General features: G+C 73.8%; 16 protein-coding genes and 2 pseudogenes. 13 read left to right on the top strand and 5 right to left on the bottom strand.

Annotated elements, in window-relative coordinates; all coding sequences use genetic code 11:
* Nucleotides 1–24: 24 nt before the first annotated feature.
* A pseudogene (locus tag QQK45_RS13500) lies at nucleotides 25–1,487 on the bottom strand (sensor histidine kinase).
* Between the two features lie 317 nt (nucleotides 1,488–1,804).
* On the opposite strand from QQK45_RS13500, the gene QQK45_RS13495 reads away from it, so the two are divergent.
* The 8 genes and pseudogenes from QQK45_RS13495 (at nucleotide 1,805) to QQK45_RS13460 (ending at nucleotide 9,904) form a co-directional block, all read left to right on the top strand.
* Entirely contained in the window at nucleotides 1,805–3,145 is a 1,341-nt protein-coding gene (locus QQK45_RS13495; RefSeq protein ID WP_284293689.1) for an ABC transporter substrate-binding protein, read from the top strand.
* Nucleotides 3,146–3,230: 85 nt separating this feature from the next.
* Complete coding sequence (locus tag QQK45_RS13490; protein WP_284293688.1) at nucleotides 3,231–4,271, top strand: carbohydrate ABC transporter permease; 1,041 nt, start codon at nucleotides 3,231–3,233, stop codon at nucleotides 4,269–4,271.
* Complete coding sequence (locus QQK45_RS13485; protein ID WP_284293687.1) at nucleotides 4,268–5,185, top strand: carbohydrate ABC transporter permease; 918 nt, start codon at nucleotides 4,268–4,270, stop codon at nucleotides 5,183–5,185. Before QQK45_RS13490 ends, QQK45_RS13485 begins: the two co-directional genes overlap by 4 nt.
* Before the next feature lie 92 nt (nucleotides 5,186–5,277).
* Nucleotides 5,278–6,734 (top strand): annotated as a pseudogene (locus QQK45_RS13480) (GH1 family beta-glucosidase).
* Between the two features lie 42 nt (nucleotides 6,735–6,776).
* Nucleotides 6,777–7,616 carry a LacI family DNA-binding transcriptional regulator gene (locus QQK45_RS13475; RefSeq protein ID WP_348525234.1) on the top strand — a complete coding sequence of 280 codons (840 nt, stop codon included), beginning with the start codon at nucleotides 6,777–6,779 and terminating at the stop codon, nucleotides 7,614–7,616.
* Nucleotides 7,499–7,798 carry a substrate-binding domain-containing protein gene (locus QQK45_RS13470; RefSeq protein ID WP_348525364.1) on the top strand — a complete coding sequence of 100 codons (300 nt, stop codon included), beginning with the start codon at nucleotides 7,499–7,501 and terminating at the stop codon, nucleotides 7,796–7,798. Before QQK45_RS13475 ends, QQK45_RS13470 begins: the two co-directional genes overlap by 118 nt.
* 188 nt (nucleotides 7,799–7,986) lie before the next feature.
* The gene (locus tag QQK45_RS13465) at nucleotides 7,987–8,676 is read left to right on the top strand and encodes a class I SAM-dependent methyltransferase (RefSeq protein ID WP_284293686.1); all 690 of its coding nucleotides are present in this window, start codon (nucleotides 7,987–7,989) and stop codon (nucleotides 8,674–8,676) included.
* Between the two features lie 49 nt (nucleotides 8,677–8,725).
* Nucleotides 8,726–9,904 (top strand): DNA glycosylase AlkZ-like family protein, encoded by a 1,179-nt coding sequence (locus QQK45_RS13460; RefSeq protein ID WP_284293685.1) that lies wholly within the window; start codon nucleotides 8,726–8,728, stop codon nucleotides 9,902–9,904.
* 81 nt (nucleotides 9,905–9,985) lie between these two features.
* Here QQK45_RS13460 and QQK45_RS22355 read toward each other — a convergent pair whose 3' ends face one another.
* Both QQK45_RS22355 and QQK45_RS22350 read right to left on the bottom strand, forming a co-directional pair.
* Nucleotides 9,986–11,299, bottom strand: coding sequence for an aldehyde dehydrogenase family protein (locus QQK45_RS22355; protein ID WP_348525233.1), 1,314 nt, complete (start codon nucleotides 11,297–11,299; stop codon nucleotides 9,986–9,988).
* On the bottom strand, nucleotides 11,296–13,581 hold the full coding sequence (locus QQK45_RS22350) for a proline dehydrogenase family protein (protein ID WP_348525232.1): 2,286 nt from the start codon (nucleotides 13,579–13,581) through the stop codon (nucleotides 11,296–11,298). Before QQK45_RS22350 ends, QQK45_RS22355 begins: the two co-directional genes overlap by 4 nt.
* A gap of 88 nt (nucleotides 13,582–13,669) precedes the next feature.
* Here QQK45_RS22350 and QQK45_RS13450 point away from each other — a divergent pair, with 88 nt between their 5' ends.
* The 3 genes from QQK45_RS13450 to QQK45_RS13440 all read left to right on the top strand — a co-directional run bounded on the left by QQK45_RS13450 (nucleotide 13,670) and on the right by QQK45_RS13440 (nucleotide 16,341).
* Nucleotides 13,670–14,455: an aldo/keto reductase gene (locus QQK45_RS13450; RefSeq protein ID WP_284293684.1), complete on the top strand. Its 786-nt coding sequence runs from the start codon at nucleotides 13,670–13,672 to the stop codon at nucleotides 14,453–14,455.
* Nucleotides 14,456–14,626: 171 nt separating this feature from the next.
* Nucleotides 14,627–15,898 (top strand): Glu/Leu/Phe/Val family dehydrogenase, encoded by a 1,272-nt coding sequence (locus QQK45_RS13445; RefSeq protein ID WP_284295053.1) that lies wholly within the window; start codon nucleotides 14,627–14,629, stop codon nucleotides 15,896–15,898.
* Entirely contained in the window at nucleotides 15,895–16,341 is a 447-nt protein-coding gene (locus QQK45_RS13440) for a GNAT family N-acetyltransferase (RefSeq protein WP_284293683.1), read from the top strand. Before QQK45_RS13445 ends, QQK45_RS13440 begins: the two co-directional genes overlap by 4 nt.
* A 92-nt stretch (nucleotides 16,342–16,433) precedes the next feature.
* On the opposite strand, the gene QQK45_RS13435 is transcribed toward QQK45_RS13440, so the two are convergent.
* Together QQK45_RS13435 and QQK45_RS13430 are read right to left on the bottom strand one after the other, a co-directional pair.
* The gene (locus QQK45_RS13435; RefSeq protein ID WP_284293682.1) at nucleotides 16,434–17,048 is read right to left on the bottom strand and encodes a maleylpyruvate isomerase family mycothiol-dependent enzyme; all 615 of its coding nucleotides are present in this window, start codon (nucleotides 17,046–17,048) and stop codon (nucleotides 16,434–16,436) included.
* Nucleotides 17,045–17,944 carry a sulfurtransferase gene (locus QQK45_RS13430; RefSeq protein WP_284293681.1) on the bottom strand — a complete coding sequence of 300 codons (900 nt, stop codon included), beginning with the start codon at nucleotides 17,942–17,944 and terminating at the stop codon, nucleotides 17,045–17,047. The genes QQK45_RS13435 and QQK45_RS13430 overlap by 4 nt, the downstream gene beginning before the upstream one ends.
* Nucleotides 17,945–18,109: 165 nt before the next feature.
* Here QQK45_RS13430 and QQK45_RS13425 point away from each other — a divergent pair, with 165 nt between their 5' ends.
* Both QQK45_RS13425 and QQK45_RS13420 read left to right on the top strand, forming a co-directional pair.
* On the top strand, nucleotides 18,110–18,847 hold the full coding sequence (locus tag QQK45_RS13425; RefSeq protein ID WP_284293680.1) for a FadR/GntR family transcriptional regulator: 738 nt from the start codon (nucleotides 18,110–18,112) through the stop codon (nucleotides 18,845–18,847).
* Nucleotides 18,844–19,644, top strand: a complete 801-nt coding sequence (locus tag QQK45_RS13420; protein ID WP_284293679.1) for an ABC transporter ATP-binding protein — start codon at nucleotides 18,844–18,846, stop codon at nucleotides 19,642–19,644. Before QQK45_RS13425 ends, QQK45_RS13420 begins: the two co-directional genes overlap by 4 nt.
* The last annotated feature ends 36 nt before the right edge of the window (nucleotides 19,645–19,680 follow it).

Raw genomic sequence — 19,680 nt, 5'->3', positions numbered from 1 at the left:
CGGGCCCGACGGCGCCGGGCGGGCTCATTTGCCCCCGACGCGCAGGCGGACCTCCAGCTCGACCACGGTGCCGCCGCCCTCGCGGTCCTTCCAGGTGATGGTGCCGCCGAGCTCGTTCGAGACGAGGGTGTTGACGATCTGCGTCCCCAGCCCGGACATCGGCCCCTTGCCGTCGACGAGGCCCACGCCGTCGTCACGGACCACGACCTTGAGCGAGTTCTCGGACCGTTCGGCGACGATCTCGACGGTGCCCGTCGGGCGGCCGGGAAAGCCGTGCTCGACGGCGTTCGTGACCAGCTCGGTCAGCACGAGCGCGAGCGGGGTCGCGTCCTGCGCCGGCACGAGCCCGAAGCCGCCCTCGCGCACCGTGCGGACGTGGGTGTCCGCCGACGCGACGTCGGCCGCGAGGCGCAGCGCGCGCGACACCATGTCGTCGAACTCGACCTCCTCGTCGAGCGTCTGCGACAGGCTCTCGTGGACCATCGCGATGGTCGCGACACGCCGCATCGCCTCCTCGAGCGCCTCCTTCGCCTCGGGCACGTCCATGCGCCGGGCCTGCAGCCGCAGCAGCGCGGCCACGGTCTGGAGGTTGTTCTTCACGCGGTGGTGGATCTCGCGGATCGTCGCGTCCTTGGTGATGAGGTCGCGCTCGCGTCGCCGCAGCTCGGTGACGTCGCGGCACAGCAGCACCGCGCCGATCCGCTGGCCGTGCTCGGTGAGCGGGAGCGCTCGCAGCGACAGCATGACGCCGCGCGCCTCGATCTCGGTCCGCCACGGCGCGCGGCCCATGACGACGAGCGGCATGGCCTCGTCGACGGTCGACTGGGGCTGGTGCTCGATGAGGTCGGTGGTGATCTCGATGAGCGCACGCCCCACGAGCGGCCCGATGACGCCGAGCCGATGGAAGCAGCTCAGCGCGTTGGGGCTCGCGTAGAGCACCTCGCCCTCCGAGTTGAGGCGCAGCAGCCCGTCGCCGACGCGCGGGGCGCCGCGCCGCTGGCCGGTCGCCGCGCCGGGCGACGGGAACTCGCCGCGCGCGATCATCGCGACGATGTCGTCGGCGGCCTCCACGTAGTTGAGCTCGAGCCGGCTGGGGTCCGGCCCGAGCCGAGGTTCGTCTGCCGGGCGAGGACGGCGATGGCGCGCCCGTCATGGACGACGGGGATCGCCTCCTCGCGGACCGCGTAGGCACCCAGCCAGCGCGGTTCGCGCGCCCGGTGGATCTCGCGCGTCGTCAGGGCCTTGGTGAGCTGCGGGAGCTGACCCTCGGGCGGGCGCGTCCCGACGACGTCGTCGTAGTGCACCGTGGCGCCGGTCGAGGGCCGCGCCTGGGCGATCGCCTCGAACGAGCCGTCGCGCGTGGGCACCCACAGCACGAGGTCGGCGAACGCGAGGTCGGACACGACCTGCCAGTCCCCCACGAGCAGGTGCAACCACTCGGCGTCGGCGGGCGTGAGATCCACGTCGGAGGTGATGAGGTCGCTCATGGCTGGCACGACCCCAGCCTACGCACGCGCACGCGCGACGCGTTCCACAGCCTCCGCTGCCCGTCGAGCACTCGTCCCCGGGCCCCGCGCCGCCGTGTGTCGGGGATAACGATTCGGACTCGACGCGCGGATGTCCAGCGCCCTGACCAGCACCTTTGCCTCTCGCTCAGGTTGCGGGGCGGTCACGGCGCCCGACAGGCGCTTGACATCGGGCGGGGTTCGGCACGACCGTTGGTCCTCGGATGGAAGCGCTCCCACCCTCCGAGGTGGTAGCGCTCCCAACCCGATCGGAACAACCCATCGACAAGGGAGTCACCGTGCTGACGCACCGTCCGTCACGCCCCGCCCGCCGCATCATCGTGGCCGGAGCGTCCGTCGCCGCCCTGGCGCTCACGCTCACTGCCTGCAGCTCAGATGACGGCGGCTCGGGCTCTTCGAAGACCCAGGACGCCAACGAGAAGATCACTCTCACGGTCGCCACGTTCAACAACTTCGGCTACACCCAGGACCTCCTGGACTCGTACACGAAGACTCACCCGAACGTCACCGTCAAGCAGGAGATCGCCGCGACGTCCGACGACGCCAAGGCCAACTTCACCACCAAGCTCGCCGCCGGCGGCGCCGGCCTGGCGGACGTCCAGGCCGTCGACATCGACTGGATGCCGACCGTCCTGCAGTACGAGGACAAGTTCACCGACCTGTCCGACAAGAGCCTCGACGGCCGCTGGCTCGACTGGAAGGCCAAGCAGGCCACCGCGCCCGACGGCAAGCTCCTCGGCTACGGCACCGACATCGGCCCCGAGGCCATCTGCTACCGCCAGGACCTCTTCGAGAAGTACGGCCTGCCGTCCGACCCCGACAAGGTCGCCGAGCTCCTCGGTGGCAAGGACGCGACCTGGGACAAGTACTTCCAGGTCGGCGAGCAGTTCGTCGCCGCGTCGAAGGGCAAGGTCGCCTGGTACGACAGCCCGGACGGCACCTACCAGGCCATGGTCGGCCAGCTCGCCAACCCGTACGAGAACTCGGACGGCACGCCCAAGGACCTCTCCTCGAACGCCGACATCAAGGCGCTCTTCGAGAAGGTCGCCACCGAGTCCAAGGACAAGGGCCTGTCGGCGCACAACCAGGAGTGGCAGCCCGACTGGACCGCCTCCTTCCAGAAGGACGCGTTCGCCACGATGGCCTGCCCGCCGTGGATGACCGCGTCGATCGAGACCAACTCCGGCGGCGTCAAGGGCTGGAACATCGCCAACGTCTTCCCCGGCGGCGGCGGCAACTGGGGCGGCTCGTTCCTGGTCGTCCCCGCGGCCGGCAAGCACACCGCGGCCGCCAAGGAGTTCGCGGCCTGGCTGACCGCGCCCGAGCAGCAGCTCGCGGCGTACAAGCAGGCCAACAACTACCCGAGCCAGGTCGAGGCCCAGAAGGACTCGGCCGTCGCCGACTCGACCAACAAGTTCATGAACAACGCGCCCGTCGGCAAGATCTTCGCCGACCGTGCCGCGGCCGTGACCGTGACCCCCTTCAAGGGCCCGAACTACTTCACGATCAACAAGGCCGTGACCGACGCGCTGGTCGCCTACGACGTCCAGGGCAAGGGCAGCGTCGAGAGCAACTGGAACGCCGCTGTCGACGCGTACAAGGCGCTCGGCCTCGGCTGACACACCTCGCACGCACGGGGCCCGGTCCGGCGCACGCCGGACCGGGCCTCCGGCCCGTCGTCCGCCACGTCCCAGAGGAAGCATCATGACCGCCCTGACCACCGCACCCACGCCGCCGCGCGTCGGGCCGCCCGAGAAGCGGCGCCGGCGGGTCGGCTTCTCCCAGAGGCTCAGCCGCTGGGACGTGAAGGTCTCGCCCTACCTGTACATCTCGCCGTTCTTCATCATCTTCGCGATCACCGGCCTGTTCCCGCTGCTGTACACGGGCTGGGTGTCGCTGCACAAGTGGACGCTCATCGGCGGCGAGGCGGGCTACACCGGCTTCGACAACTTCACCGCGATCTTCCAGCAGAGCGAGTTCTGGCTCTCGCTGCGCAACACCTTCATGATCTTCCTGCTGTCGAGCGTGCCGCAGGTGATCATCGCGATCGTCCTGGCGGCGATCCTCAACCAGAACATCCGCGCCAAGACGTTCTGGCGCATGGGCGTCCTGATCCCCTACATCGTCGCGCCCGTCGCGGTCGGTCTGATCTTCGGTCAGCTCTTCGCCGACCAGTACGGCGTCATCAACACCGCGCTGCACGCCATCGGGCTCCCGAAGATCGGCTGGCACAGCAACACCTTCGCGAGCTGGTCCGCGATCGCGACCATGGTGAACTTCCGCTGGATCGGCTACAACACGCTGATCTTCCTCGCCGCGATGCAGGCGGTGCCGACCGACCTCTACGAGGCCGCCGTCATCGACGGCGCCGGGCGGATGCGCCAGTTCTTCTCGATCACGCTCCCCCAGATCCGCGCCACGATCATCTTCGTGGTCATCACGTCGACCATCGGCGGCCTGCAGATCTTCGACGAGCCGCGCACGTTCGACGTCTACGGCACCGGCGGCCCGAGCCACCAGTGGGAGACGACCACGATGTACCTGTGGAACCTCGGCTGGGGCCCGCAGCAGAACCTCGGCCGCGCCGCGGCCGTCGCCTGGCTGCTGTTCGTCGTCATCGTGATCTTCGCGCTCATCAACTACTTCGTGTCCTCGCGGATCTCCACGTCCGAGGCGCGCCGCGGCACGAGCAAGCAGGGCCGCGGACGACGCAGCTCGACCGACCGGAAGGGAGCCGTCCGATGAGCTCCGTCCCCATGACCGCCCAGACCGCCGGCAAGGGTGCGGCCCGCGCCGCAGCGCGCCGCAGCGGCGGCAGCACCGGCTTCGGCGCCGAGCGTCGCCCCCGCTGGCTCACCTACACGATCCTCGCGGTCGTCGTGGTCGTCTCGATCGCGCCGCTGTACTACACGCTGCTGCTCGGCTCGTCCGACCAGCAGACGATCTCGAAGCACGTCATCCCGCAGTGGCTCCCGGACGCGAGCATCTTCGACCGGTTCAGCGACGTCATCAACAGCGGGTCGTTCAACTTCACGAAGGCGCTGTCGAACTCGATCATCATCTCGGTCGTGACCGCGTTCTCCGTCGTGCTCTTCTCGACGCTCGCCGGCTTCGCGTTCGCGAAGCTCCGGTTCAAGGGACGTCGCGGGCTCCTCGTGTTCGTCATCGCGACGACCGCGGTCCCCACCCAGCTCGGTGTCATCCCGCTCTGGATCATCGTCACGGACCTGGGCTGGCAGAACCAGATCCAGGCCGTCATCGTCCCGGCGCTAGTCTCCGCGTTCGGCGTGTTCTGGATGACGCAGTACCTCGAGGCCGCGCTGCCCTACGAGCTCATCGAGGCCGCGCGCGTGGACGGCGCGTCCATGATCCGCACGTTCTGGTCGATCGCCCTGCCCGCCGCGCGTCCTGCGGCCGCGATGCTGGCCCTGTTCACGTTCATCCAGCAGTGGACGAACTTCTTCTGGCCGTCCATCGTGCTCTCCCAGGACAACGCGACGCTGCCCGTCGTCGTGAAGCTCCTGCAGGGCAGCTTCCACACCGACTTCTCGCTGGTCATGGCGGGCGTGTTCCTCACGACCGTGCCGCTGATCATCGTGTTCATCCTCGCCGGGCGCCAGCTCGTGGCCGGCATCATGCAAGGAGCCGTCAAGGGATGACCCCGCGACCCACGACCACCCACCCGCTCACCTCGTCCGCCGTGCCGGGCGTGCCGCTGACCGCGGCGACCCCGCACGACGCGACCGTGCGGATGCCCGACGGGTTCCTCTGGGGCGCGGCGACCGCGGCCTACCAGATCGAGGGGGCGGCCCACGAAGACGGGCGCACCGACTCGATCTGGGACGCGTTCGCCCGCGTCCCGGGGGCGGTCGTGGACGCCGAGGACGGCGAGGTCGCGTGCGACCACTATCACCGCTACGCCGACGACGTGGCCCTCATGGCGGGCCTGGGCCTCGGCACCTACCGGTTCTCGACGTCGTGGTCGCGCGTGCGGCCCGACGGCGGCCCGGTGAACCCGAAGGGCCTCGACTTCTACTCGCGCCTCGTGGACGAGCTGCTCGACCACGAGATCCTCCCCTGGGTCACGCTCTACCACTGGGACCTCCCCCAGGCCCTCGAGGACCACGGCGGCTGGACCAACCGCGACACCGCGTACCGGTTCGCCGAGTACGCCGCCGACGTGCACGACGCGCTCGGCGACCGGGTCGGCGTGTGGACGACGCTCAACGAGCCGTGGTGCTCGTCGTTCCTCAGCTACACGGCGGGCGCGCACGCCCCGGGCGCCGCTCCCGCGAGGCCGGGCTCGCCGCCGCGCACCACCTCATGCTCGGCCACGGGCTCGCGACGGCCGAGCTGCGCCGTCGGGCGCCGGGCGCGAACCTCGGGATCACGCTCAACCTCACGGTCACCGACCCGGTCGACCCGACGGACGAGCGCGACCGCGACGCGGCCCGCCGGATCGACGCGCAGTTCAACCGGGTCTTCCTCGACCCGATCCTGCGCGGCGCCTACCCCGCCGACCTCCTGACCGACCTCGCCGAGGTCGGGCTGGACGGGGCCGTCGACGACGTCGTGCACGACGGCGACCTCGCGGTGATCTCGACGCCGATCGACACCCTCGGCGTGAACTACTACCACGGCGAGGCCGTCTCCTACCGGACCCCGGAGCGCGAGCTGCACGGCAGCGCACCGGTCTCACGCCCGACGTCGTCCCCGTACCCCGCCGCCGACGGCGTGCAGGTGCACCCGCGCCCGCTCCCCGTCACCGCGCAGGACTGGGAGGTGCAGCCCGAGGGGCTCACGCGGGTGCTGACCCGGGTCCACGAGGAATACACGGGCGAGCGCGGCATCGCGCTCTACGTGACCGAGAACGGCGCGGCCTACGACGACGTCGTGGCCGCGGACGGTTCGGTCGACGACCAGGACCGGCTCGCGTTCGTGGACCTGCACCTGCGGGCCATCCACGACGCGATCTCCGCGGGCGCCGACGTGCGCGGGTACTTCGCGTGGTCCCTGCTCGACAACTACGAGTGGGCGTGGGGCTACTCGAAGCGCTTCGGCGTCGTCCGGGTCGACTACGAGACCCAGGAGCGCACGGTCAAGGCCTCGGGCCGGTGGTACGCGGACGTCGCTCGCGGCAACGTGATCCCGCCCCTTCCCGCCGCGAGCCTGGCCGCCCTGGGCTTCGCTCCCGACACGCAGGAGTGACACCGGTTGTTCCCGGGACTCGGACGACGGGATGATGCACGGATGAGCATCGACCGCCCCAGCACGGCACCGACCCTCGACGAGGTCGCGCATGCCGCGGGTGTGTCGCGCTCGACCGCGTCGCGCGCCATCAACGGCGGCGACCGTGTCTCCCCCGAGGCCCAGGCCGCCGTCGACGCCGCCGTCGCCCGGCTCGGCTACACGCCGAACCGGGCGGCGCGGTCCCTCGTGACCCGGCGCACCGGCTCGGTCGCGCTGGTCATCCCCGAGCCCGACGGGCGCGTGCTCGCCGACCCGTTCCTCGCGGGCACGCTGCGCGGCGTCGGGCACGCGCTCGACCCCACCGACCTCCAGCTCGTGCTGCTGATCGCCCGGCCCGGCGAGCACGCGGGCCGCATCGCCCGCTACCTCAAGGGCGGGCACGTCGACGGAGCGATCATCGCGTCCCACCACCAGGGCGACGAGCTCGAGAACGCGATCCTCGCCGCTCGCCTCCCGGCCGTCTTCATCGGCCGTCCCGCCGTCGAGGCCGAGTCCCTCGTCTACGTCGACGTCGACAACGTCGCCGCCGCCCGGCGTGCCACGCAGCGCCTCGTCGACGCCGGACGCACCCGCATCGCCACGATCGCGGGCCCGCTCGACATGTCCGTCGGCCACGACCGGCTCGAGGGCTGGCGGGCCGCACTCGCCCACGCCGGGCTCGCCGTCAACGCCAGCGCCGACGGCGACTTCACCCTCACGGGGGTGCGATCGCCATGCAGCGGCTGCTCGACGACCACCCCGACCTCGACGCGGTCTTCGCGGCCTCCGACCTCATGGCGCAGGGCGCGCTGCGCGTGCTCCAGTCTGCCGGGCGCAGCGTGCCCGGGGACGTGTCGGTGATCGGCTTCGACGACCTCGGCGTCGCCGCCGCCACGACCCCGCCACTCACCACGCTGCGCAACCCCGTCGAGCAGATGGCGCGCACCGCGACGAACGTCCTGCTCGACGAGCTCGAGGGGCGCGGCCGTGCGACCCGTCCCATCCTGTACCCCGCCGAGCTCGTCGAGCGCGCCTCGGTCTGAGACGTCGGTCGGGCCACCCGGTTGCCCCGAGGGGCTAGCCTGCGGGCTATGGCTGACGCTGCGCCCCCGACGAGCACCCCTTTGTCAGGCGTCCGGTCGGCGACTACGGGATCGATGCACCCTGGATCCCCGTCCTCTGGTTCGGGCTCGCGCTCCTCTTCCTCGCGGGCGGGATCGTCACCGTCGTCGTGGCTGCTCGGGCCTCCGACGGGATCGGCGTCGGGCTGCTGATCTGGCTGCTGTACACCTGGGTCGGCTTCGTCGTCTGGACGGTGGGCGGCTGGCTCTACGTGCACGCGAGCCGGCGCGGCAAGCACGAGGTGTGGGCCGAGGTGCTCGACGACCTCGACCTGCGGGGCGACGAGCACGCGCTCGACCTGGGCTGCGGGCGAGGCGCGGTCACCGTCGCCCTCGCGTCGCGCCTGCCCCGCGGGGGCGTCGACGGCGTCGACCTGTGGCGGTCCGTCGACCAGTCCGGCAACGACCCGTCAGCGACCCGCAGGAACCTCGCCGCGAACGGCGTCCCCGAGGCGTCGCCCGACTCCGACCCCACCGGCCGGCCCGCGGGTGCGGTCGCCCTGCACACCGCCGACATGACGCGGCTCCCGTTCCACGACCACACGTTCGACCTGGTCACCGCTGGCCTCGCGATCCACAACGTCCCGACGGCGCAGGGCCGCGCCGACGCCGTCCGGGAGGCCCTGCGCGTCCTGCGGCCCGGGGGCCGGCTCGTCGTCGTCGACATCTCCCGCGTGCGGGAGTACGCGACGGTGGCGGCAGCAGCGGGGGCGCACGTCGAGACGGACCGTGGGCTCGGGTGGCGGCTGTGGTGGTCCGGGCCGTGGATGGCGACGCGCCTGCTCGTCGTCCGGCGCTGACGCCCACGACGCCCCTGCACGTGTCGGCAGGCGTCCGTAGGCTGCCGAGATGGTCGACGCACTGACACGCCAGGACGTCCTCGCCCGGCGCCGGCACGCGCAGGGGCTCGACGCCCCACCCGGTTCCGTCCACGACCCGGACGCCCTCGCCGTCCTCGACCTCGGCGTCCAGGACACGGGCGGCGACGGTGCGCTGTGGGCGCTCGTCGTCCGTGGGCTCGCGCTCGGCGACGACCCGTGGGACGGCCTCGCCCTCGCCTGGACGCTGCGCGGGGCTCCCCACGCCTACCGGCGCCGCGACCTCGCGGCCGTCGCCGTCGCCACCGCCCCGTTCTCCGCCGACGACGCCGCCAAGCGCGTTTTCGACGCCGCGAAGCCCTTGCGCGAGGCCGGTGTCCCCGTCCTCGACCCGCTCCGCGAGATCGCCGCCCTCGAACGGGAGATCGTCGGCGAGCCCACCGTGAAGGGCGAGCTGTCGACGCGGCTCACCGAGCGGCTGCGGCCGGAGCAGGTCCGCTGGTGCAACCCGTGCCAGGCGACTCACTCGTGGGAGCTGCCGTTCCGGCTCGCCGCGCTCCAGGGCGGGCTCGAGCTCGAGCCCGGCACGTCGCCGCCCGTCCTGCGCCACGTCCCCGGCCTCGAGCCGCCCGCGTACGCACGCCCCGGCACCGAGGCCGAGCCGCGGTTCGACGTCGTCCGGGCGTACCTGCACCTCTTCGGGCCGGCGACGGTGCGCGAGGTCGCGGCCTACCTCGACGCGCCCGCCCGCACTGTCCAGGAACATTGGCCGGGCGACGCCGTCGAGGTGGAGGTGACGGGCGTCGAGCCCACGCTCCTGCGGGGCAGGCCCGAGCCGCGGTTCGTGCTCGCCGACGACCTCGCCGGCCCGCGCGGGGACCGGGACGCCGACCCGCGCGGGCCGGGCGACCCGGCCGTCCACCTGCTCGGGCCGTTCGACCCGTACCTGCAGCTCCGTGACCGCGCGACGCTCGTCCCTGACCCGGCCGCGCAGAAGTCCCTGTGGCGCACGCTCGGGCGGCCCGGCGCCGTCGTCGCGGACGGCGAGGTGCTCGGCGCGTGGCGTCCCCGGACCTCCGGGAAACGGCTCACGGTGCGCGTCGAGACCTGGGCCCCGCTCGACGACGCCACGTGGGCGGGCGTCCAGGACGCGGCCGAGCGGCTGGCCGCGTTCCGGGGCGTCGCCCTGGCGAGCGTCGACCGGGCCTGAGTCGTCCGCCGAGTGCGACGTCGGAGCGGGTCGTGTCGCGACACGTCACTGTCGGCGAACAGGGCGTCACCCTCGGCGTGCTCAGCGGGGCTGCACGTGCCCGTAGCGATGCCGCGTCCGGCTCACGGCCTGCTCGCGCAGCACGGCGAGGAGCTCGCGCTCGGCGCTCGCGACCACCGGGCGGTCGAGCACGGTCACGAGTCCCGCCCGGCGAACGGCGGCCTCGCGCAGACCGGGTGCCCGCCCGACGACACGCACCCGCCCCGTCACCTCGCCGGCCGCGACCCGCGCCGCGAATGCCTCGTCGGTCTCGGGCGTCCCCGCCCCCGGGACGGCGACGCCGGGCGCGGCGCTCACGACCGCGGGGACGCCGGCGGTCCGCGCCGCGTGGAGCACCCGCCGCATCTCCACCCCGCGCGCGCCCTCGCCGACGCGCACCGTCAGCACGTCGACCGGGCGGTAGCGCAGGCTGTTCTCCTCGGCCCGCAGGCCGGACGGGTCGTGGGCGCGCGAGAAGACGGAGTCCCACGCACGGCGGTCGTCCGCCTCCGCCCACGCGAGCCACGCCTCGGGCTCGTCGTCGCGCGGGGGCACGGGGCCGCCGTCGGGCGCGAGCGCGTCCCGCCACGCCCCGAGCTGCGCGACGTAGTGCGGGCCGCCCGCCTTCGCCCCAGGCCCCACGACGCTCGCCTTCCAGCCACCGAACGGCTGGCGCCGGACGATCGCGCCCGTGATGTGGCGGTTCACGTAGACGTTGCCCGCCTCGACGCGGTCGAGCCAGCGGTCGATCTCGTCCTCGTCGAGCGAGTGGATGCCGGCGGTCAGCCCGAAGTCGACGGCGTTCTGCAGGTCGATCGCCTCGTCGAGCGTCGCAGCCGTCATGACGCCCAGGACCGGCCCGAAGCACTCGGTCCGGTGGAACCACGAGCCCGGCGCCACGCCCTCCTTGAGGCCTGGCGTCCACAGGCGACCGTCGTCGAGGGACCGGGGCCGCACGAGCCAGCGCTCGCCGGGGTCGAGGGTCGTGAGCGCACGCAGCAGCTTGCCCTCGGCCGGTTCGGTAAGGGGCCCCATGACCGTGCCCAGGTCGGTCGGCAGCCCGACCGCGAGCGAGCCCACCGCGTCCACGAGCTGACGGCGCAGCCGCGCGCCGGTCGGGGTGCGGCGGTCCCCCGCGGCACCCACGAGGATGACGAGCGACGCCGCCGAGCACTTCTGCCCGGCGTGCCCGAACGCCGAGCGCACGACGTCGGCGACCGCCAGGTCCGGGTCGGCCGCAGGCGTCACGACGATCACGTTCTTGCCCGACGTCTCCGCAAGGACCTCGCGCTCCGGGCGCCAGGACGCGAACAGGCGGGCCGTCTCGATCGAGCCCGTCAGCACGACGCGCGTCACGTCCGGGTGCGTGACGAGCCGCCGGCCGGGGTGTCGTCGCCCTCGCCGTCCGCGACGCGCACGAGCTGGACGAGGTCGGGCTCGGCGCCGCACTCCGCGAGCGCCGCCCGGGCGGCGTCGACGACGACCTCGAAGCACCGCGGCGTCGGGTGGGCGGGCTTCGCGATCACGGGCGAACCGGCCGCGAGCGCCGCGAGGACGCCGCCCGCCGGGATGGAGACGGGGAAGTTCCAGGGCGGGGTGACGAGCGTGACGCCCTGCGGCTCGAACACGGCGCCGGGGACGGCGTCGGGGTGGGCCGGGTCGAGTCGCTCGGCCGAACCGGCGTACCAGGCGGCGAAGTCGACGGCCTCGCTGACCTCCGGGTCCGCCTCGGCGACCGTCTTGCCGGGCTCGTGGACCATCGCGGCGACGAGGTCGGCGCGCGCCGCCTCGAGGTGCCGGGCCGCGGCGCGGAGGACGCGCCCCCGCTCGGACGGCGCGGTGCCCGCCCAGCCGGGCGCGAGCCGGGCGGCGCGGGCCACGACCTCATCGACCTGCGCCGTCGTCGTCAGGGGGACGGCGCGCGGGGCGCCCGCCTCGGCCGGGTCGCGCGCGACGATCTCGGCGGCCCAGGTGCGGGACGCCGCGACGGCGGGGTCGGTGTCAGCCGCGTTCTCGAACTCCGCCGTGTCAGAACGCGCGTCCCGTATCCGTACACCACTTTCTGACAGGTCGGGGGCAGGGTGGGGGCGGCGGCGGGGCGTCAGGTCGTCCGCGGTCGTCGCGGCGGCCCGCCCGACGGCGGCGCGGAACGCCCGTTCCTGGCTCGCGATCCCACCGCTCGCCCCGCCCGACGGTGTGGCGTCGCCCGCGAACATCGCGTGCAGGAAGTTCTGGGGCGCGGCGTTCTCGTCGAGCCGGCGGACGAGGTAGGAGATCGCGACGTCGAAGTCCTCGTCCCGCACGACCGGCGTGTACAGGACGACCCGTCCCCCGTGTACAGCACCGGGCTGCCGGTCGCGCGCGACCTCGTCCCGCACCGCACGCGCCTCGGCGGGGGCCATGCCCTGCAGCATCTCGACGTCGAGCGCCTCGGTGACCCCGCGCTCGCGGGCGAGCCCCACGGCGTACGCGACATGGAAGAGGTTGTGGCTCGCGCAACCGATCCGGACGCCGTGCGTGCGGGCCGGGTCGAGCGCGCGGACGAGGAGCCGGACGTAGTTCGCGTCGGTCTCCTCCTTGGTGTCGTAGGGCGCCGGCGTCCAGTCGTGGAGCTCGGCCTCGACGTGCTCCATCGCCAGGTTCGCGCCCTTGACGAGCCGCACCTTGATCCGCGCCCCGCCGCGCTCGACGCGGCGCAGCGCGAAGGCGGTGAGCTCGTCGAGCGCGGCGACGGCGTCGGGCAGGTACGCCTGCAGGACGATCCCCGCCTCGTACCCGAGCAGCTCGTCGCGGCCGAGCAGGTCCTCGAACACTGCGACGGTGAGGGCGAGGTCGCGGTACTCCTCCATGTCGAGGTTGACGAACGTCCCGGAGTCGCGCGCCGCCCGGAACAGGGGAAGCAGCCGCTCGACGACGCGCCCGCGCGACCCGTCGAGATCCCACGTGACGAGCTGCGCCGCGACCGACGACACCTTGACCGACACGTAGTCCACGGACGGGCGCCGGACCAGCTCGATCGTCCGATCGAGGCGGGCGCGGGCCTCATCGTCGCCGAGGACGGCCTCGCCGAGCAGGTTGACGTTGAGCCCGAAGCCTTGCGCACGGGTCCGGGCGAGGTGGTCGTCGAGGCCGGGGCCGGCGTCGGCGACGAGGTGCCCGACGAGCTGGCGAAGCCGCCGCCGGGCCGCCGGCACGACGACGCGGGGTGCGGCGGGTGCGAGCCTCGCCCCGGCCTGCAGCGCGAGGCGGTCGAGGGGGCCGAGGAAGCTCGACCCGGCCCGCCCGACGCCGGACGCCAGGCCGCCCAGGCGCGCGAGCCCGGCCGCGGCGACGTCGAGGTCGAGGGGGCGGGCGACGTCGTCGACGAACCGCAGCGCGAGCTCGAGGCCCGCCGGGTCGGAGACGAGGGCGCCCAGGCGGTCGGCGGTCCGTTGCTCGCGCCGGACGCCACCGCCCGACTCGGCACGCGCCCGGCCGAGCCAGGCACGGGCACGGCGGACGGCGTCGTCGACCAGGCGGGGGCCGGCGTCGTCGCCGGGGACGGTCACAGGGGCGGAGGGCGTGGACGGGCGGCCGAGGGTGGGGCCGCCGGGTCCCGCCGCGCGGCCAGGGGTGGGGCCGCCGGAAGGGTGCGTCATGCGCCCAGCGTGCCGCCTCCCCGCCCGTGACGCACGTCTCGCCGCCCCGGCGTGCGGAGCACACCGCCCCGAGGGTGAGGATGGAGTCATGGCACCGACCCCTGCATCCATCCCCCACGTGTCCCTGCCCGGCGGGGACATCCCGCTGCTCGGCCTCGGGACCTGGCAGTCCGAGGGCGACGACGCGTACCGCGCCGTCCTGCACGCGCTCGAGGCCGGCTACCGGCACGTCGACACCGCGACCGGCTACGGCAACCAGACCCAGGTGGGCCGTGCGCTCGCCGAGTCCGCGGTCGCGCGCGACGACGTCTTCGTCACCACCAAGCTCCCGCCGAGCCAGGCGCACCGCGTCCGCGAGACGCTCGAGGAGTCGCTCGAGCAGCTCGGCACCGACCACCTCGACCTCTGGCTCATCCACTGGCCCGTCGACGGCGAGGCCCGCCCCGACGTCTGGGAGCAGTTCGTCGCCGCGCGCGACGAGGGCCTCGTGCGGTCCATCGGCGTGAGCAACTACTCGGTCGCGCAGATCGACGAGCTGGTCGCCGCGACCGGCGAGGCACCCGCGGTCGACCAGATCCCGTGGAGCCCCACGGACTACGACGCCGACCTGGTCGCGGCCCTGCACGAGCGCGGCGTCGTCCTCGAGGGCTACTCGCCGTTCAAGCGCACCGACCTCGACGCCCCCGTGCTCGCGGAGATCGCCGCCGCGCACGACGCGACCCCCACCCAGGTCGTCCTGCGCTGGCACCTGGACCACGGCTTCGTCGCGATCCCGAAGTCCGTCCACCCCGAGCGCATCGACGCGAACCTCGACGTCACGGGCTTCACGCTCGACGCCGACGAGCTCGCCCGCATCGACGCCCTCGGCGCCTGACGACGCGCGCGGGACCGGCGGGTTCGCCCGGCGGTCCCGCGCGTCGGACGTCCGGCGCACCCGCCCCAGGGCGATAGCGTGGACCCGAGCCGCAGACCCCGCGGCGCGCCACGCGGCCGGCCCCGACCAGGCTCGGCAGCACCACAGGCCTCAGGAGAAGCCGCAGAGATGATGACGACGACGTCACGCCCGTTCCGCTCCGACAACCCCGCCCTCGACAACGCGCTCGGCCAGCTCGCCGGTGCCGTCCAGATCCTCGGCTACCACGAGGGCATCCACGAGACCCTCGCCACCCCGCGCCGCGAGATCAACGTCGCGGTCCCGCTGCGCCGGGACGACGGCCACGTGCAGGTCTTCCGGGGCCACCGCGTGCAGCACAACGTGTCCCGCGGGCCCGGCAAGGGCGGCCTCCGCTACCACCCGAGCGTCGACATCGACGAGGTGCGCGCGCTCGCGATGCTCATGACGTGGAAGTGTGCCGTCGTCGACCTGCCGTACGGGGGCGCGAAGGGCGGCATCGACATCGATCCGGCCGAGCACTCCGCGGCCGAGCTCGAGCGCGTCACCCGCCGCTACACGAGCGAGATCATGCCGCTCATCGGCCCCACGCAGGACATCATGGCGCCCGACATGGGCACCGGTGAGCGCGAGATGGCGTGGGTCATGGACACCTACTCCGTCAACGTCGGCCACACCATCCCCGCCGTCGTCACGGGCAAGCCGCTCGCGATCGGCGGCTCGCGCGGCCGCGGTACCGCCACGGCCCGCGGCATCGTCCACGTCGCCGACGCCGCGCTCACCCACGCGGGCGAACGCATCAAGGGCTCCCGTGTCGCCGTCCAGGGCTTCGGCAAGGTCGGCGCCAACGCGGCCCAGATCTTCTCCGACGAGGGTGCCGTCGTCACGCACGTGTCCGACGCCTTCGGCGCCGTCCGGGACGACGACGGCCTCGACATCGAGGCGCTCCTCGCCCACGTCGCGGCCGCCGGGTCCGTCGTCGGGTTCGAGCGCGGCGACGCCGTCGACGGCGCGTCCGTCCTCACCGCCGACGTCGACGTGCTGGTGCCTGCCGCCATCGACTCCGTCCTCACCGTCGACAACGCGAACGACGTGCGGGCACGGTTCGTCGTCGAGGGCGCCAACGGGCCCACCACGCAGGAAGCCGACACGATCCTCGGCAAGAACGGCGTCACGATCGTCCCGGACATCCTCGCCAACGCGGGCGGCGTCATCGTGTCGTACTTCGAGTGGGTCCAGGCCAACCAGACGTACTGGTGGACCGACGCCGAGATCGAGGACCGCCTCGCCGGACGCATGCGGTCCGCCTACGCCGAGGTCGCGCACCACGCGCACGACCACGACCTCACGCTCCGCGACGCCGCCCTCGTCATCGGGGTGCAGCGCGTCGCCGACGCCCACCGCCTGCGGGGCCTCTACCCGTGACCGACGCCCGCGTCGTCGTCAGTCCGGTGCCCGACACCGAGATCGACGACGTCGTGGCAGTCCTCGCTGACGCCGTCGGCGGCACGCGGTCCACTGTGGCTGTCCGCGCGGCGAGGATCATTCGCACGACGACCAACGTCCGTGCGTACGACGACGGGCGCCTGGCGGCGGTAGCGTGTGTCGCCGTCGATCCGCGCGCCACCGGCCGCGGTGTGGTCGAGCTCGTCGGGACTGATGCGGAACTGCGCGGCCGAGGGCACGCCCGTACCGTCCTCGAGTCTGCGGCGTGCCGGCTCGGGCTGACCGAACTCGTCGCCGAGACGGACGCCGAGGCCGTCGGCTTCTACCGGCGCTGCGGGTTCGACGTCGTGAGCCTCGGTGAGCGCTACCCCGGGGTCGAGCGGTTCCGCTGTCGTCTCGGCGACCGGCCGCCGTCGAACTGACGACGATCGTCGCAGAATCACCGGACGGACGACCATCTCCGTCAGTTCGGTGACGCGCGGCGACGCGGAGGCGCGGCGCGGCGCGGCGGCGCTCAGACCAGGCTGAAGCCGTCCGGAAGCGTGCCCCGACCCAGGAGCGCGTCAAGGACGACGTCCGCCTCGCCCGAGTCGACCGCGACCTCCGCGGCGAGGAGCGCGACGGCGCGCAGAAGCACCGTCGGGACGTCGAGCTCGAGGCCGAGCGCGCGGGCGAGGTCGCGGCTGTGCACGACGAGCTCGAGGACCCGGGTCGGGAGGTAGTCGCGCACCCGGATGCCGCCGACGATGCTCGTCATGAGGTCGTCGGGCTCGGCGCCGTCGAGCCTCGCGAGCGCGCGGCCCCGCAGGTCGCGGACGGCGGCGAGCGGGTCGTCCCCCAGCGCGCTCCCTGCTGCGCGGGCCCGCTCGTCGACCGCGCGGGGATCGCTCGCCGCGAGCACCGTCGTCGTCGCCACGTAGTACGCCGACGCCGACTCGACCGCGACCGACGACGGCCGCTCGTCGAGATACGTCAGCACGGTCACGAACGAGCGGCTCGTGTGCCCGACGAGGTCCCGCACGTTCCAGGTCCCGAGCGCCGGACGCTCCCACGCGTCGTCGGGCACGCGGGCGACGAGCCCCACGAACAGGGCTCCGGCCTCCTCGTAGAACGCGTCGCGCACGGTCACGCCCCCGTGGCGGCGGGGAGCGTCGTCGCCGCGTACTGCGACCAGCTCCCCGGGTAGAGGCGCGCCCGGCCGAGGCCGGCCTGCTCGAGCGCGAGCAGGGTGTGGCACGCGGTCACGCCCGACCCGCACATGGAGACGACGTCGCCCGCCTCGACCGCGGCCGGCGTCACCCCGGCCGTTGCGAACCGCTCGCGCAACGTGCCGACCGGCAGCAGGTGCCCGCGCTCGTCGACGTTCTCGCGGCACGGGACGCTCGCCGCGCCGGGCACGTGCCCGACGCGCGGGTCGACGTCCGCGCCCTCGCCGCGGTAGCGCTCGGCGGGGCGCGCGTCGAGGACGACGGCCGCGTCGTCGCGCGCGCCGGGGGCGACGTCGTCGAGCGTCGCGAGGAGCTCGGCGGGCCAGGGTCGCGGGGTGAACGTGGCGGGCCGGCGCGCCACGACGTCGGCCGTCACGCCGCCCGCCCACGCCCGGACCTCCGGCGCGAAGAAGCCGCCGTCGAGCAGCGCCGCCTCGCGACCGAGCGCCCGCAGCATCCAGACGAGCCGGGCCGCGATCACGCCGCCCGCGTCGTCGTACGCGACGACCGTCGTGTCGTCCCCGATCCCCAGCGAGCCCATGCCGCGCGCGAACACGTCGGGGTGCGGGAGCGGGTGCCGCCCGTCGGCTGCGGTGGCGGGCCCGGCGAGCCACGCGTCGAGGTCCACGTAGACCGCGCCGGGCAGGTGGCCCTCCGCGTAGGCGGCGTGCGCGGCGCTGCCGTCCGCGTCCGTCATGTACCAGCGCACGTCCGCGAGCACGACGTGCGGGCCTGTGCCGCCGCCGGGCGCGTGGGCGGCGAGCCAGGAGGCGTCGACGACGGGCGCGATCCGGGGTGCGGTGACGGTGTCGCTCACGCTCTGACCCTAGTGCGCCGTCGAACCTCCCGTGAGTGCGGAGTCTTTGCGCGACACGCCTGGCGTGTCGCGCAAAGACTCCGCACTCAGCGGGGGCGGGGTGGTCGGAGACGTGCGCTAACCTGAGACCTCAGGTCATCAGACAAGCGTCACCGGAGGTCTCGCATGGCGCTCCAGCGCGCGTCGCTCGCCGACCAGGCCGCCGACGTCCTCGCCGACCGCATCGGCGCGGGCGAGTGGCCCGTCGGCAGCCCGCTGCCCGGCGAGCACGCGCTCGCAGCCGAGCTCGGCGTCGGGCGGTCGACGGTCCGTGAGGCCCTCCGCGCGCTGAGCTCGCGCGGTCTCGTGCGTGCCCGGCAGGGCGCCGGCGTGTTCGTCACCGCAAGCACGCCCTCCCCCGACTGGGACGACCTGCTGCGCCGCGCCCGCGTGGCCGACGTCGTCGAGGCGCGCGTCGCGATCGAGGTCCAGGCCGCCCGGCTCGCCGCCGCACGGCGCACCCCCGCGGACCTCGACGCGCTCCGGGCGACGCTCGCCGCCCGGCGGGAGGCGGAGCTGACGCCCTCGCCCGACGACGGCGCGTACGTCGACGCGGACCAGCGGTTCCACGCGGCCGTCGTCGAGGCGTCGCACAACCCAGTCCTCGTCGAGCTCTTCGCAGCGTTCGCGCCGCGCGTCCGGGCCGGCATGCTCGACCTGCTCACCCTCGCCGGACCGGGCTCACCGCACCACCACGACCAGGACGCGCACGCGGCGATCGTCAGCGCCGTGGAGGACCGCGATCCCGACGGCGCCGCCACCGCCGCCTCCGACCACCTGCAGGCGGTCCTCGACGCGCTCTCCGGCGCCCGTGCCGCCACAGACCCTGCCACGACCAGCCCCGACCCCGAGGAGACCCGGTGACCGACGTCGTCCTGCGCCTCGACCACGTGTTCGTGGTCCGCACGTCCAACGTCCTGCTCGACGACGTGGAGCTCGAGGTCCGCGCGGGCGAGCACTGGGCGCTGCTCGGGCCGAACGGCGCCGGCAAGTCGACCATGCTGGGCCTCGTCGGCGCGCAGACGCACCCGACGCGCGGCACCGTCGACGTGCTCGGCCGCCGCATCGGCCGGATCGAGCTGCAGGCCCTGCGCCGCGAGATCGGCCACGTCGACCCCCGCCACCCCGTCCGCGGGCCGCTGACCGTCGAGGAGGTCGTCCTGACCGGCCTCACCGGCACCAACCTGACGATGCTGCGCTGGGAGCCGACCGACGCGCAGCGCACGCACGTCCGCGAGCTCGTCGAGCAGCTCGGGCTCACGGGCAAGGCCGACCGGCCCTGGGCCGTCCTGTCCCAGGGCGAGCGCGGGCGGACGCTCATCGCCCGCGCGCTCGTCAACGAGCCGCGGCTCCTCCTGCTCGACGAGCCCGCGACCGGCCTCGACGTCGCCGCGCGCGAGCAGCTCCTCGAGACCGTCGACCACCTGCACACCCTGTGGCCCGACCTGACGTCCGTGCTGGTGACCCACCACCTCGAGGAGCTCCCGGTCACGACGACGCACGCGGCCCTGCTGCGTCGGGGTCGTCTCGTGGCGACGGGCCCGGCGGACGACGTCCTCACGACCGAGCAGGTCAGCGCGACCTTCGACCACCCGATCCGGATCGCGCGCGAGCACGGCCGGTGGCGTGCGTCGTCGGGCCGCGCTGCCCTCGCGAGGTAGGCCCCCGCGGGCCCCTCTCGCGAAGTACCCCGGCAG

Origin of the sequence: Luteimicrobium album (assembly GCF_030161555.1) — a bacterium.
Classification (GTDB): domain Bacteria; phylum Actinomycetota; class Actinomycetes; order Actinomycetales; family Cellulomonadaceae; genus Luteimicrobium; species Luteimicrobium album.
This window is presented reverse-complemented; position numbering and strand designations above follow the sequence as displayed.

Excerpts from the sequence above, each read along its gene's own strand:
- QQK45_RS13425 (WP_284293680.1), top strand. The coding sequence starts at position 18,110 with ATGGCGCTCCAGCGCGCGTCGCTCGCCGACCAGGCCGCCGACGTCCTC.
- QQK45_RS13460 (WP_284293685.1), top strand. The coding sequence starts at position 8,726 with ATGGTCGACGCACTGACACGCCAGGACGTCCTCGCCCGGCGCCGGCAC.
- QQK45_RS13490 (WP_284293688.1), top strand. The coding sequence starts at position 3,231 with ATGACCGCCCTGACCACCGCACCCACGCCGCCGCGCGTCGGGCCGCCC.
- QQK45_RS13485 (WP_284293687.1), top strand. The coding sequence starts at position 4,268 with ATGAGCTCCGTCCCCATGACCGCCCAGACCGCCGGCAAGGGTGCGGCC.
- QQK45_RS22350 (WP_348525232.1), bottom strand. The coding sequence starts at position 13,581 with ATGACGCACCCTTCCGGCGGCCCCACCCCTGGCCGCGCGGCGGGACCC.
- QQK45_RS13450 (WP_284293684.1), top strand. The coding sequence starts at position 13,670 with ATGGCACCGACCCCTGCATCCATCCCCCACGTGTCCCTGCCCGGCGGG.
- QQK45_RS13445 (WP_284295053.1), top strand. The coding sequence starts at position 14,627 with ATGACGACGACGTCACGCCCGTTCCGCTCCGACAACCCCGCCCTCGAC.
- QQK45_RS13475 (WP_348525234.1), top strand. The coding sequence starts at position 6,777 with ATGAGCATCGACCGCCCCAGCACGGCACCGACCCTCGACGAGGTCGCG.